This is a genomic window from Candidatus Methanogranum gryphiswaldense (assembly GCA_019262145.1).
GTDB lineage: Archaea > Thermoplasmatota > Thermoplasmata > Methanomassiliicoccales > Methanomethylophilaceae > Methanogranum > Methanogranum gryphiswaldense.
Genome location: CP076745.1, coordinates 300,647 through 314,284, shown reverse-complemented (window position 1 = coordinate 314,284; position 13,638 = coordinate 300,647). Strand labels below are relative to the sequence as shown.

Below are 13,638 nucleotides of genomic sequence, written 5' to 3'. Positions count from 1 at the left end.
CCTTTAAGTTTTACTCGAGATACGCACCATTGGCCCCGTTCGTGACAAGTGCCCTGTATTTCTTCTGAACACCGGTCACTGGACGATCGACGATCTTGACCTTCGTGAGCCGTGTTTTGATCTCCTGATCTGAAAGTCTAACATTGAGGGATCTTGCAGGAATGTCGATATCGATGATGTCTCCATTCTCAACGATCGATATCGGTCCCTTCTCATATGCCTCAGGCGAGACATGACCAATGGCTCCGCCTCTGGATGCTCCTGAGAATCTTCCATCGGTTATCAATGCCACCGAATCTCCCAATCCTCTTCCAACGATCAAACTGGTAGGTGATAACATCTCAGGCATCCCGGGTGCTCCCTTCGGCCCTTCGTATCTTATGACGACCACGTCTCCGGAAACGATCTTTCCAGAAATGATTGCGTCTTTTGCATTATCTTCAGAATCAAAGACCTTGGCTTTACCTGTAAATCTCATCATCTTGGGATCTACAGCGGCTTGCTTGACCACAGATCCCAACGGTGCAATGTTTCCTTTGAGAATGGCGATCCCTCCCTGCTTATGGTACGGATTGTCGAGTGGCCTGAGAACATTATCGTCTAAGACCTTAGACTCTTTAGCAATGCTCAATATGTTCTTCCCGCTCGCCGTAGGCCTGTCCTTCAGATATTTCTGCAATCTGTTCAATACTGCAGGAATTCCTCCTGCGTTGTCCAGATCACGAATGGTAAATGGTCCTGCAGGTCTCAGACTAGTAATATGAGGGACGACCCTTGAGATCTCATCAAATGTATCAAGTGTGACGGGACATCCGAAATCCTTTGAGATGGCAGGAATATGGAGAACAGTATTTGTCGAACCTCCGATCGCCATATCGACGCAGATGGCATTACGGAATGAATCTGTGTTGACGATATCACGGGGTTTTATGTCTTTAAGGACCATTTCAACGATCCGCTTTCCAGTTTCTCTTGCTATCTCTAACTTTTTATTATCAATCGCTAAAGAAGTTCCACATCCTGTGAGACTCATTCCAAGTGTTTCGGTGAGACATGCCATTGTGTTGGCAGTAAACAATCCAGAACAACTGCCTCTCCCGGGACACGCGGCACATTCAATGGACCTAACGTACTCTTCGTCGACCTTTCCCGCTGAATAAGAACCTAATGCCTCGAAAACAGACTGTAGATCGAGTGTTTCTCCATCTTTTTTTCCTGCTTCCATCGCACCACCAGTGACCATGAGTGCAGGAAGATTCATTCTTCCAGCGGCCATCAGCATACCTGGAGTTACCTTATCACAATTGGTTACACCTACCCAACCATCAAAAGCATGACCTATTACCATCACTTCACAACAATCGGAGATTACCTCTCTCGAAATAAGAGAATACCGCATTCCCTGGTGGCCCATAGCGATACCATCGCAGATCGCAGGAACTCCAAATGTGAATGGCTTTCCTCCGGCCTCGATTATACCTTCCTTTACTGCCTGAACGATCTCATTAAGATGTATGTGGCCAGGAACAATATCGTTCCAGGAGTTCGCAATACCAATAAAGGGTTTATCGAAATCCTCATCTGTCAGTCCGTCAGCCCTGAGAAGACTCCTGGCTGGAGCGGCATTCATTCCTTTTTTGACGGCATCACTTTTCATGATCATCATTCCAATGACCATGTGAACGTAGTAAACAGTATATAATTATCTCAAAATAAATTTAAAAATTAAGTTCAAGGGGCCGGAGCCCCCTGGATGAAAAAGATTTCAGGTACTGCGGAGTACGATCTCGATATTGACACCATCGGGAACCTCGATCCTCATGAGCTGCCTAAGGGCACGCTCATCAGCATCGAGATCGATGAGTCTCTTGTGGATACGCATCTCCCAGCGATCCCATGTTTCACTTCCCTCTCCATCAGGACTTTTCCTGCATGGAACCTTCAGCTTCTTTGTAGGAAGCGGTACAGGTCCGCGGATGTCCACGCCGGTTCTCTGGGATATTCCCTTGATCTGTGCGCAGACACTGTCGACCTTTTCTGGGTCGGTTCCGCTGAGAGATATTCTTGCACGCTGTGACATATGAGATTACCTTCAGTTGGCTTTCTCGACGGAGATGCACATACCTGCAGCTACAGTTTGTCCCATATCGCGGATTGCAAACCTTCCGAGCGGAGGGTACTCTTTAGCTGTCTCGATAACGAGGGGCTTTGTGGGCTCGACCTTAACGAGTGCGATGTCTCCTGTCTTGAGGAAGTCAGGGTGCTCTGCCTTTGCTAGACCAGTCTTAGGGTCGATTGTCTTGATAAGCTCAACGAACCTGCATGCGGTCTGGGATGTGTGACAGTGGAACACCGGGGTGTATCCGATCGTGATGACGGAGGGGTGGTTCAATACAACGATCTGCGCTGTGAATGACTTCGCAACGGAGGGAGGGTTATCAACTGGTCCAGCGACATCTCCTCTCTTAACATCGTTCTTGGCAACTCCACGGACGTTGAATCCGACGTTGTCTCCAGGGCCTGCACTGGGCATCTGCTCGTGGTGCATCTCAATGGATTTTACCTCTCCGGTTACGTGGGAAGGCTCGAACATGATCTTCATGTTGGGCTTCAAGACACCGGTCTCGATACGTCCGACAGGGACTGTTCCGATACCAGTGATTGTGTAAACATCCTGGATAGGAAGCCTGAGGGGCTTCTCTGTGTGCTTCTCGGGAACCTTGAGGCTGTCGAATGCGGCTAGAAGGGTTGGGCCCTTGTACCAAGGCATCTTGGGGGACAGTACTTTGATGTTGTCTCCCTCGAATGCGGAAACAGGGACGAATGGAACCTCATCGGTCTTGACTCCGACCATCTTCATGAGTTTTACCATCGCTTCTTTTGCCTCTTTGTATTTGGTCTCGTCGTATTTGACTGCATCCATCTTGTTGATGGCGACGATGATCTGCTTTACACCGAGTGTAGTTGCAAGGAAGACGTGCTCTTTTGTCTGAGCCTGGGGTCCCTCGATTGCGGAGCAGGTAATGACTGCTGCATCTGCCTGGGATGTTCCAGTGATCATGTTCTTGACGAAATCACGGTGTCCAGGTGCGTCGATGACGGTGAAGTAGTATTTGTCGGTGTAGAACTTTTTGTGTGCAACATCGATAGTAACTCCTCTCTCCCTTTCTTCTTTGAGTCCGTCCATGACCCATGCAAAGTAGAAGGATCCTTTTCCTTTCTCTTCTGCCTCTTTCTTGTATTTTTCAACTACGTGTGGGTCAATTGCACCGGTCTCGAGCAAAATCCTTCCAGTAAGGGTGGATTTTCCGTGATCGACGTGTCCGATGATGACCAGATTCATGTGCTCTTTCTCTGCCATATTTCTTTCCTCCTATGATTTTGTTTATATAGGTGCTTGTTAGCCGATTAAAGTGTTTGTATAAAAAGTTTACAGACCTGAGTAGTAGCCTGCATCGTACGGTTCAGGGTTCAATCCCTTACGGGTCCTAATGTCCGCAACGATTTTCTTCTGCAACTCAGGCGGGACCTGCTTGAATCCAGCGTTCTCAGTGGACCAGAGTGCACGACCCTGTGTTGATCCACGTATATCAGATGCAAATCCGAACATGTCCGCTACAGGACACTCGGCGGAAACCGTAGAGTCCGCTCCGTCCTGGCCCATCTCAAGGATGGTTCCGCGGCGCTGGTTGATCATATTGACCGCCGATCCCATAAAATCAGGAGGTACACTGATGAAAACATGCTGCATAGGCTCAAGAATTACTCTTCCTGCCAGGCACATGGCTCCATATATACCGTCCCTCACTGCGGGAATCACCTGTGCGGGACCCCTGTGGATCGTATCCTCGTGAAGCTTAGCATCCATGAGTTTGACCTTGACCCCTGCTACTTTTTCACCTGCAAGAGGTCCTTTCATCATTGCCTCTTCAAAGGACTGCTTTATGAGTTCCATTGTCTCGTGAAGATACTGGATACCCTTTGTGCAGTCGATAAGGACATTGGTGTTCTTGAATGCAACGACTTTTCCCTCATCAACAGGAAGACCCAACTCGAAAAGATGCTTTGCGAGTGCTTTTGGATCCTTGATTTTTGCATCTGGATCGATCTCCCCTTTGCTAATGGCTGCTCTTATTGAGCTCTCAAGAGGCTCAACAAGGAAATAGAACTTGTTGTGTTTGTTAGGTGATTTACCTTCAAACTCAGATGGGTTCTTTCCCTTTATGGACTCTTGATACACCACGATCGGAGGTGATGAGATTATATCCACCTTTTGTTCGTTGATGATACGATATTCAGTGATCTCAAGGTGAAGCTCTCCCATTCCTGAAAGCAAGTGCTCACCAGTCTCATTGTTGATCTCAATGTTCAACGAAGGGTCTGCTTTTGCAATTGTCCTGAGAACCTCTACCAATTTGGGAAGGTCCTTCATATTCTTGGCCTCAATAGCTTTTGTGACTACAGGCTCAGAATAGTGGGTCATTCTCTCGAATGGCTCCATGTCTTGAAGCGACGATACAGTTGATCCTGAGATTGCATCCTTCAATCCTGTGACCGCAACAATGTTTCCTGCTTCGGCCTCTTCGATCGTTATTCTATCTGCTCCAACCATCATCGCGACGGTCTGTACCCTCTGTGGTGTTGGGAATCCAGCTATGTAAAGTGTCTGTCCCTTCTTGATTGCACCAGAGAACAGTCTTCCAATGGCAACCTCTCCTGCGTGAGGGTCCATGATGATCTTTGTGATCATCATTGCGACATCTCCCTTAGGGTCACATGAAAGCATCTGTTTTCCTATCTTCGAGTCGAGATCCCCCTTCCATATGACTGGTATACGGAGTTTCTGCGCATCGACAGGGTTCGGAACATGACGGATTGCCATCTCAAGAACGACCTCGTGCAACGGGATCTTCTTGGCGAGCTCTTTCTGGCCGCCCTCTCTGGAGCAGTACTCGAATATATCGCTGAACGATATCCCGTGTTTCTGCATGTATGGTGCAGATATGGCCCAATTGTTGTAAGCGGATCCGAATGCAACGGTTCCGCCCTGGATGCTGACCTGCCACTGTTTGTTGAGTGGTGCAGGAAGTATGTTCATGATCTTCACATTGAATTCATGTACAAGCTTCGAGAACTTCTCGATCATCATCTCTTTGGTCACCTGTTGCTCGACTATCATCCTGTCAACCTTGTTGATGAACAGCATAGGCCTTACACGCTCTTTGAGCGCCTGCCTGATGACGGTCTCGGTCTGAGGCATGATGCCTTCGACCGCACAACAGAGAATATATACTCCGTCCAGAGCCCTCATTGCTCTTGTAACATCTCCGCCGAAGTCAACGTGACCTGGCGTATCAATAAGATTGATAAGATAATCTTTATTGTCGATGTGATGGACCATTGATGCACATGCGGCATTGATGGTTATACCTCTCGCTGCTTCCTGCTCATCGTAGTCTAGAACACGCTGCTCTCCTGCGAGCTCAGAGGACATCATTCCTGCACCTGCGATCAGGTTATCAGAGAATGTTGTCTTCCCGTGATCGATATGCGCTGCGGTACCAAGATTCCTGATGTACTCAGGAGTTTTCATGATTTCCTGCGCTTTTTTCATGTTGTCTTCTTTACGGCCCATAATCACTCACCCATTGTTAGTTTCATCTGGCCGACTGCGCAACACGCTCGATCTCTTCTTTCTTAGCAACCGAATATGATGTCATATCCCCTTTGGCGGCAAGAAGGATCTCGTCTGCGAGACAATCGTAAATAGCCTTCTTATTCTTCGAAGATGCGGCAACTACTCCCGTGGAGAGGTTGCGGAGGGCGATATCTAACCTTCTCTGAGGAGAGATATCTACTGCTTTGGGAACGGAGATTCCACCGAACTGAAGTCTTGTGACCTCTTCACGTGGTGCTGCGTTCTCAAGAGCTTCGACAAGTACCTGTACTGGGTTCTTCTTGGTCTTAGCTGCAATGATATCAAAGGCCTGACTGACTGTCTTATAGGCCTTCATCTTCTTTCCGGTGTACTTCTCGGTCCTCATTATATTGTTGATCAGCCTCTCAACGATGCTGAGCTTGGACTTTCCGAACCACCTGTTTGCATGCTTACCGCCCGAGTGAGGCACATTCGTGGGTGTGAGGTCTATGTATTTTGCCAATCCGCCATCATTGACGATAACCTCGGACGTATCATATTTTCCGAATATGAGCGCTTTCTGCGTAACGATCTCATCTGACATTTAATTCACCTTATTGGCTTATCTGTCCTTCCCCTGACCATTTCGTTCAGAGAGACATTGTTTACCTTGATAACTTTGTAACGGACTCCGGGAATGTCACCATATGAACGTCCCATCCTTCCGCCGATACCTTCGACGAGAACCTCATCGTGCTCATCTATGAAATTGATGGCACCGTCACCGACAGCGAATGCTGTGATCTGACGTCCGTTCTTGATCAACTGTACCTTTACGCACTTACGGATTGCAGAGTTGGGCTGTTTAGCCTCGATTCCGACTTTCTCCAACACTATTCCACGTGCCTGTGCCGATCCCTCTAATGGATCGGATTTCTCCCTAAGTCTCAGTACTCTTTTCTTGTAACCCCTGTCCAGCCAGCGGAATTTCTGGCGGTCAGACTTCATTTTTCTTGCGGTATTTAGACCTCTACCCAAATTTTCACCTTCGTTTGAAGTATTTCGACACGATACTAATTATCGTATTTAAAGCACATGCTTATAGCAATAGCTTCACGCTAATGTGGTCTATCCTAACTTCATATTTAACACCTTTTACCGGACACGTCAGAATGTGACTGGTAACCAACAGGCATTAACGGTGACACAGAAGAGCTAGGATTATTAAATCCTTCCCATAGCCTTTTCTGCGACGAAGAATGCACCCAGGTATATTATGTGATGGACAGTCATCAAATACAACAATAGTACATCTTTTTCGTTGAATCAACAGGTTTATTAACATTCAACCAATAGGATTATTCCCGTTGATTTGTATGAAACTAATTTTTGTCAGCGGTGGAGTTATATCGGGACTAGGTAAAGGGATCACTGCATCCTCTATTGGACGCCTTCTTAAGGCACGCGGGCTCAACGTGTCCGCAATAAAGATCGACCCGTATCTCAACATCGATGCGGGAACTATGAACCCCTTTGAACACGGAGAAGTATATGTTCTCAACGATGGGGGAGAGGTCGATCTGGACCTGGGAAATTATGAAAGATTTATGGACCTGGAGCTCAACAGTAACCATAACATAACTACTGGCAAAATATACAGAACGGTAATTGAGAATGAAAGGCGCGGGGATTATCTCGGAAAGACCGTTCAGATCATTCCTCATATAACGAACGAAATAAAGAGACGCATAACGACGGTAGCAAGGGAATCTGGCGCAGATGTGATCATCATCGAACTCGGAGGGACTGTAGGAGATATGGAGTCCATGCCTTTCCTCGAAGCTGCCAGACAACTCGGTAGGGATTTCGGAAGAGAAGAGAATGTGATGTTCGTCCACACTACGCTCATACCGATCATGGGTTCCGTCGGGGAAGAGAAGACCAAACCGACACAGCACTCGGTGAAAGAACTGATGAGCATCGGAATAAGACCAGATATCATTGTTGGCCGCTGTTCAGAACCCATCAGCGATGCTGCAAAGGCAAAGATCGCAATGTTCTGCGATGTCGATGAAAAGGCGGTAATATCTGCACCAGATGCCCGCTCGATATATGAAGTTCCACTGACACTTGAAAAACAAGGTGTCGCCGATTACATAATTGACAAAATGAAACTCGTCCCTTTGACCACTAAGAGGAACATGAAAGATTGGGAAAAATTCCTCAATAACGTACTGGAACCCAAGAAGGAGATCTGCATAGCATTGGTAGGAAAATATACTGCTCTGGCAGACTCTTACCTCAGTCATCTCGAAGCTTTCACACATGCAGGTGCGAAGCAAAGTTGCAAGATCAAAATCAAATTCATCGACAGCGACGATCTCATAAACAAAGATCCTAAATCACTCCTGATGGATGTGCACGGCATCATCGTTCCAGGTGGGTTTGGTATCAGGGGTGTAGAGGGAAAGATCCTTGCCACAAAATATGCACGCGAAAACAACATCCCCTTCCTTGGAATATGTCTGGGATTCCAGATCGCTACAATAGAGATAAGCAGACATATGTTGAACCTTAAGGATGCGAACAGTACGGAGTTCGATCCGGAAACCACCAATCCTGTTATTTTCATCATGCATGAACAAGAGGCCGTCAAAACAATGGGGGCCACAATGCGTCTTGGTGCACAATCTGTGAAGGTCTTAAAATCCTCAAAAGCATTCGACCTCTACAAAAGCACCGATATATCGGAAAGACACAGACACAGATATGAGGTCAACCCTGCATACATAGAGCGTTTGGAAGCAGCAGGATGGAAATTCACAGGAAGATCGGATGACGGCTCCAGAATGGAGATAGGAGAACTGGAGGGACATCCCTACTTTGTTGCTTCACAATTCCATCCGGAATTCAAATCCAGGCCTCTAAGTCCTTCACCATTGCACCAGGGACTAGTGAATGCAGCCATACAATACATGGAGAACAAGCACTAAAAACACCCGCACATGCGCAATACCTTTATAAAGTAAGCCCCAATAAGCGGTACTATGACATCAGATGACAATTACTTTACACTGCTCGACAGAGCAAAAAGCGTACTACCAGAAACTATCGTGAACCACGAAAGGTTCGTACTTCCCGAACTTGATATAATCCAAGAAGGAAAGATAACGATATTCAGGAACTTCATCGATGTCACCGACAAACTGAGAAGGGACCCACAGCATGTGCTTCAATTCCTCCTCAAAGAACTTGGAACCCCTGGAAATCTGGAAGGTCGCAGGGTCATATTCAAAGCCAAGATCAACCCTCAAAACATTAACGATAAGATCCAATCATACACCGAGACATATGTCATCTGCTCGGAATGCGGACTTCCCGACACAAAGGTTGTCAAAGAGGACAGGACACTCATTCTCGAATGCGAAGCATGTGGTGCACGCAGATCGATTAATGTCAAAAAGACAGCTAGAGTAGAAAGCCCTAACACCCTGAAAGTGGGAGATATTATCGAATTGCTCATAACGGATGTTGGAAAGAAAGGAGATGGCGTAGGTAAGTTCATGGATTACCTTGTCATTGTACCAGGAACATCGAAAGGAAATGCGGTACATACCAAAATTACAAACATCTCCGCCAAAACAGCATTCGGAACGGTCACGACAGAAGCCGCAACCCGCTGAGAAGACAGTGTAACATGAGATATTTTGTGGAATCATACGGTTGCACAATGAACTTTGGTGAGGGCAGGCAACTCTCTGACCGCATGACCGAATTAGGTCATAAGAGAGTGGATACTGCGCAAGAAGCAGACATAGTGATCCTCAACACATGCACCGTTGTCGACACTACGGAAAAAAAGATGATCAAGCGGATGTCAGAACTCCGCAAGGCAGGAAAGCAGGTCATTGTGACGGGCTGCATGGCAAAGGTTCAACCTGGCCGCATACTAATCCGACTGCCTGATTCCATAATACTTCCTCCTAACGAATACGAGGATTTTTCAAAACTTGTATTGGACAGATACGGTTGTGGCGATTCCATCCCCGACATGGAAAACAGCTGCTTCGGGATCATACCGATAGCACAAGGGTGTTTGGGCAACTGCACATACTGCATAACAAAATTCGCCAGAGGTAATCTTTTAAGCTACCCGGAAGAGAACATCGTCCGTGAATTCCAAAGACTTGTATTGGACGGCGCTAAAGAGATACTTGTCACCGCACAAGACACAGCATGCTACGGCAGAGACACCGGAACAGATCTTGCTCATCTCATTTCCAAGATGCTAGAAACAAAGGGTGATTACCGCATCAGGATAGGGATGATGAATCCCAATAGTCTCAAACCAATAATAGATGATATGTTGGATGCTATCGAAGATCCGCGTGTGTATAAGTTCTTTCACATCCCGGTACAAAGCGGCAGTAACGATGTCCTCTCCAAAATGAAAAGACATTACACTGTAGAAGAATTCCTGAACATAGTAAGTAAACTGCGTACAAGGTATCCTGAAGTAAGCATATCTACAGACATGATCACAGGGTTCCCCGAAGAAACAGAAGAAGATCACAGAAAAAGCATAGATCTTATAAAGGAACTCAAAGCAGACACTGTCAATATAACAAGATTCTCTCCGAGGCCTGGAACCCCCGCGATCTCAATGGCACAGATCAATGGGAGGATCAGTGCCGAACGCTCTGCTGAGATGACCGATGTGAAGAACATCACTGAATACCAGGTCAATTCCAAATTGATCGGCAGAACATATAGGGTACTTGTGACCGAAGAAGGGAAGGAAGGAACTGTGATCGCTCGTACAGAAAATTACAGGCCGATTGCCGTAAAAGGCGATATTCCGCTAGGAATTTTCATTGATGTCGAGGTTACAGGATGCGCATCTACGTATTTGGTTGGAAGAGCCTTAAATAAATGAATTGCGTAAAGTAGAAACAATAGCCCTGTAGTGTAGTGGTCAATCATGCTGGCCTTTGGAGCCGGCGACTCCGGTTCGAACCCGGACAGGGCTACCACTTTCCTACTCATCCCTACAATGAAATAAAAACGTGAGTACTAAATCTGTTAATATATTGAGGCCTTGGCCAGATAAAAATAAACAAGAATATTTTGACTAACATATCAAATCAAAAGATTGTCTTTTTGTGCTGCATTTTATTATAGCAATAATATCGATTTTTTCAAGAATGAATAACAAAATCTTCTTTTATACCCTTTTTCCACCAAATGCGTGAATGGTTCTCGTATTAGCAATACATCTTCCCCATTGTACTGTATTAGCAGGTGTAAAATACTCATCTCCAGGATTCAGAACGATCTCCTGTCCATCCTCAAGACAGACTGTATATTGTCCTGTGATCACAAGGGTATACTCATCAAATTGATGGCAGTGTTTTTTTGACTCTCTATCGGAGTAACAAGTCCAAAATGCCATCTGACTTCCATCATTCGCGGTATAGTAATATCCATCGATATCTTTAGTATTCTGAAATGAAGGATCGATATTGTTTGTATCAACCTTCATAAAATCTGGAAAATCATTCAATTTCATACAATTATAATGACACAATCACTAATAAACATGAATGATAATAGAAAATAGAAAAGATTGGTGTGGAAGAGATGACGTTCGATGCTACGTTTAGTGTATGGTAAGCTGCCTAGGAATCGGAGGGAAATCACAATTTAGTAATTTCCTTGCCAATATATCGCTTTGTTTTTTTTTGAGGGTGGGGGGTTAACCCCACCCTGCGTAGGAGGTGATCCATCTGCAGGTTCCCCTACAGATACCTTGTTACGACTTAACCTTCCTTGCTAAATCTCAGTTCGACAACCCTAATTAGAGGCAGCCTCACTGAAACCCAACTCGGATGGTTTGACGGGCGGTGTGTGCAAGGAGCAGGGGCATATTCACCGCGAGTTGTTGATTCGCGATTACTACGGAATCCAGCTTCATGAGGGTGAGTTACAACCCTCAATCCGAACTACGGACGGGTTTCGGGATTACCTTCACCTTTCGGTGTCGGAACCCATTGTCCCGCCCTTTGTAGCGCGCGTGTAGCCCAGGAGATTCGGGGCATACTGACCTACCGTTGACCTCTCCTTCCTCTGACTTAGCGCCAGCGGTCCCAATAATGTGCCTCCATTCCGGAGAATAGAGTAGCAATTATTAGTGAGGGTCTCGTTCGTTATCTCACTTAAGAGAACGCCTTACGGTACGAACTGACGACGGCCATGCACCACCTCTCTGAAAATCGACCAAGATCATTAGTCTGGGTTTCATGTAACAGTCTCCCCTGGTGAGTTTTCCGGTGTTGAATCCAATTAAACCGCACGCTCCTCCCGTTGCGGTGCTCCCCCGCCAATTCCTTTAAGTTTCATCCTTGCGGACGTACTCCCCAAGTAGCAGACTTAACAACTTCTCTCCGGCACTGGATACCCTCGAAGGGTCTCCAACACCAAGTCTGCAGCGTTTACACCCTGGACTACCGGGGTATCTAATCCCGTTTGCGACCCAGGGCTTCGTCCCTCACCGTCGGATCCGTTCTAGCTAGACGCCTTCGCCACCGGTGGTCCTTCTAGGATTACAGGATTTTACCCCTACCCCAGAAGTACCTCTAGCCTCTCCCGGTCCCAAGTCTGACAGTCTCCTCGGAATTCGGAAAGTTAAGCTTTCCGATTTACCCAAGGATTTATCAGACCGGCTACGAACGTTTTAGACTCAATAAAATCGACCACCACTTGGGCTGCAGGTATTACCGCGGCGGCTGGCACCCGTCTTACCCAGCCCTTATTCCTCTAGTTATCTATGCTAAAGAAAAGCTAACTCAAAAAGAGCTAGCACTAGGAATTCCCTCATCGGGGTTGCCCCCATTGTGAAGTTTTCGCGACTGCTGCGCCCCGTAGGGCCTGGATTCGTGTCTCAGAATCCAACTCTGGGCTCCCTCTCTCAAGGCCCATACCCGTCGTAGGCTAGTAGGTACGTTACACCCACTACTACCTGATAGGCCGCAGACCGATCCTTAAGCGCCGGAACTTTGAACCATAGCTCATTCCAGATGCTATGATCTATGGGGTATTATCCTCAATTTCCCGAGATTATCCCCCACTTAAGGGCACGTTGTCCACGTGTTACTGAGCAGTCCGCCGAGTCCATAACGACTCTCGACTCGCATGTCTTAATCGAATTCCTATAGCGGTGGCCGCCGGCAGGATCAACCGGAGTCAAATATCCTAATTTTAGTATTTACGCCTCTTGATGGATGAAAGGAAATGGCAGTTTACCATATTTCACCGCTGCTCCGTCGGACGGCACACTCTTCGAATGTCCGTCTAACGGAACATTCGTAGCATCGAACGTCAGAATACAAGAGAGCACGCCTTCCAGCGGAGATCTTGATTCTCCATCTTTTGCGACAAATCCACACGACTTGCGCATTCCCCTGTAATCAGGGGGAGTATATAAGCTTTTTCATCCCTGGGAGTTTTTCCCAAGAACCACGCGACTTGGTAGCAAGACAATCTCACAGGGTGAGTCGCCTTGGTCACATCGCACAATACCCTCGATAACCAGATTATATTTAATACTTTCTATATTAAAAAGAAAATGTGAATGTAGCTGGACCCCAAACAGGACGATTGCCACATATCAATCCAAAGTTTTAATAGCATTACGTCTTTCCCCCTTTCATAAGTGGAGGTGGCCCAGCCTGGCAAGGCGTCAGACTGCTAATCTGATGTCACTACGTGACCCGGGGGTTCGAATCCCCCTCTCCACGCCATTTTTACATCTGGCTACCAATTCAATTTCTCACACGCCAGAATTTTCAACCCTCAATTCCTGAAAAAACAAGATGGAGGGCTATCTTCTTTCGGTGCATTCCCGAAGGGATGTTATGGTCGTCACAAGACGGCCAATAACAAGCACCACCAGGCAGATAGGGCGGACGGGAGGGTATTCCCCCCTCCGCCCGTTATCTGCC

General features: G+C 46.8%; 11 protein-coding genes, 2 tRNA genes and 1 rRNA gene. 5 read left to right on the top strand and 9 right to left on the bottom strand.

What is annotated here, in order from left to right; genetic code table 11:
* Window positions 1–10: 10 nt before the first annotated feature.
* The 6 genes from ilvD to KRP56_01720 form a co-directional block, all read right to left on the bottom strand.
* Complete coding sequence (gene ilvD / locus KRP56_01745) at window positions 11–1,657, bottom strand: dihydroxy-acid dehydratase (protein UAL08423.1); 1,647 nt, start codon at window positions 1,655–1,657, stop codon at window positions 11–13.
* 108 nt (window positions 1,658–1,765) lie between these two features.
* Entirely contained in the window at window positions 1,766–2,080 is a 315-nt protein-coding gene (gene rpsJ / locus KRP56_01740; GenBank protein ID UAL08001.1) for a 30S ribosomal protein S10, read from the bottom strand.
* 12 nt (window positions 2,081–2,092) lie between these two features.
* Window positions 2,093–3,361 carry a translation elongation factor EF-1 subunit alpha gene (tuf, locus tag KRP56_01735; GenBank protein ID UAL08000.1) on the bottom strand — a complete coding sequence of 423 codons (1,269 nt, stop codon included), beginning with the start codon at window positions 3,359–3,361 and terminating at the stop codon, window positions 2,093–2,095.
* A 69-nt stretch (window positions 3,362–3,430) separates the two neighbouring features.
* Window positions 3,431–5,635 (bottom strand): elongation factor EF-2, encoded by a 2,205-nt coding sequence (locus tag KRP56_01730; protein UAL07999.1) that lies wholly within the window; start codon window positions 5,633–5,635, stop codon window positions 3,431–3,433.
* A 22-nt stretch (window positions 5,636–5,657) separates the two neighbouring features.
* Complete coding sequence (locus KRP56_01725; protein ID UAL07998.1) at window positions 5,658–6,242, bottom strand: 30S ribosomal protein S7; 585 nt, start codon at window positions 6,240–6,242, stop codon at window positions 5,658–5,660.
* Between the two features lie 5 nt (window positions 6,243–6,247).
* Window positions 6,248–6,676 carry a 30S ribosomal protein S12 gene (locus tag KRP56_01720; protein UAL07997.1) on the bottom strand — a complete coding sequence of 143 codons (429 nt, stop codon included), beginning with the start codon at window positions 6,674–6,676 and terminating at the stop codon, window positions 6,248–6,250.
* 338 nt (window positions 6,677–7,014) lie between these two features.
* Here KRP56_01720 and pyrG point away from each other — a divergent pair, with 338 nt between their 5' ends.
* The 4 genes from pyrG to KRP56_01700 all read left to right on the top strand — a co-directional run bounded on the left by pyrG (window position 7,015) and on the right by KRP56_01700 (window position 10,671).
* Window positions 7,015–8,631: a CTP synthase (glutamine hydrolyzing) gene (pyrG, locus tag KRP56_01715; protein ID UAL07996.1), complete on the top strand. Its 1,617-nt coding sequence runs from the start codon at window positions 7,015–7,017 to the stop codon at window positions 8,629–8,631.
* Between the two features lie 54 nt (window positions 8,632–8,685).
* Window positions 8,686–9,321 carry a translation initiation factor IF-2 subunit beta gene (locus KRP56_01710; protein ID UAL07995.1) on the top strand — a complete coding sequence of 212 codons (636 nt, stop codon included), beginning with the start codon at window positions 8,686–8,688 and terminating at the stop codon, window positions 9,319–9,321.
* A 14-nt stretch (window positions 9,322–9,335) separates the two neighbouring features.
* On the top strand, window positions 9,336–10,574 hold the full coding sequence (locus tag KRP56_01705; GenBank protein UAL07994.1) for a tRNA (N(6)-L-threonylcarbamoyladenosine(37)-C(2))-methylthiotransferase: 1,239 nt from the start codon (window positions 9,336–9,338) through the stop codon (window positions 10,572–10,574).
* A gap of 21 nt (window positions 10,575–10,595) precedes the next feature.
* Window positions 10,596–10,671 (top strand) — tRNA-Gln (locus tag KRP56_01700).
* Between the two features lie 191 nt (window positions 10,672–10,862).
* Here the strand turns inward: KRP56_01700 and KRP56_01695 are convergent.
* From KRP56_01695 to KRP56_01685, 3 genes are all read right to left on the bottom strand, one after another.
* Window positions 10,863–11,180 carry a cupin domain-containing protein gene (locus tag KRP56_01695; GenBank protein UAL07993.1) on the bottom strand — a complete coding sequence of 106 codons (318 nt, stop codon included), beginning with the start codon at window positions 11,178–11,180 and terminating at the stop codon, window positions 10,863–10,865.
* A gap of 230 nt (window positions 11,181–11,410) precedes the next feature.
* Window positions 11,411–12,881 (bottom strand): 16S ribosomal RNA (locus KRP56_01690).
* A 21-nt stretch (window positions 12,882–12,902) separates the two neighbouring features.
* Entirely contained in the window at window positions 12,903–13,094 is a 192-nt protein-coding gene (locus KRP56_01685) for a hypothetical protein (GenBank protein UAL07992.1), read from the bottom strand.
* A 255-nt stretch (window positions 13,095–13,349) separates the two neighbouring features.
* Between KRP56_01685 and KRP56_01680 the strand changes: the two genes are divergently transcribed.
* Window positions 13,350–13,437: transfer RNA gene (locus KRP56_01680), tRNA-Ser, on the top strand.
* Window positions 13,438–13,638 lie beyond the last annotated feature (201 nt).

Bases quoted from the DNA above. Each gene is read 5' to 3' on its own strand.
- ilvD (UAL08423.1), bottom strand. From the start codon at position 1,657: ATGAAAAGTGATGCCGTCAAAAAAGGAATGAATGCCGCTCCAGCCAGG.
- KRP56_01695 (UAL07993.1), bottom strand. From the start codon at position 11,180: ATGAAGGTTGATACAAACAATATCGATCCTTCATTTCAGAATACTAAA.
- KRP56_01705 (UAL07994.1), top strand. From the start codon at position 9,336: ATGAGATATTTTGTGGAATCATACGGTTGCACAATGAACTTTGGTGAG.
- rpsJ (UAL08001.1), bottom strand. From the start codon at position 2,080: ATGTCACAGCGTGCAAGAATATCTCTCAGCGGAACCGACCCAGAAAAG.
- KRP56_01685 (UAL07992.1), bottom strand. From the start codon at position 13,094: ATGCGCAAGTCGTGTGGATTTGTCGCAAAAGATGGAGAATCAAGATCT.
- KRP56_01730 (UAL07999.1), bottom strand. From the start codon at position 5,635: ATGGGCCGTAAAGAAGACAACATGAAAAAAGCGCAGGAAATCATGAAA.
- KRP56_01710 (UAL07995.1), top strand. From the start codon at position 8,686: ATGACATCAGATGACAATTACTTTACACTGCTCGACAGAGCAAAAAGC.
- tuf (UAL08000.1), bottom strand. From the start codon at position 3,361: ATGGCAGAGAAAGAGCACATGAATCTGGTCATCATCGGACACGTCGAT.
- KRP56_01725 (UAL07998.1), bottom strand. From the start codon at position 6,242: ATGTCAGATGAGATCGTTACGCAGAAAGCGCTCATATTCGGAAAATAT.
- pyrG (UAL07996.1), top strand. From the start codon at position 7,015: ATGAAACTAATTTTTGTCAGCGGTGGAGTTATATCGGGACTAGGTAAA.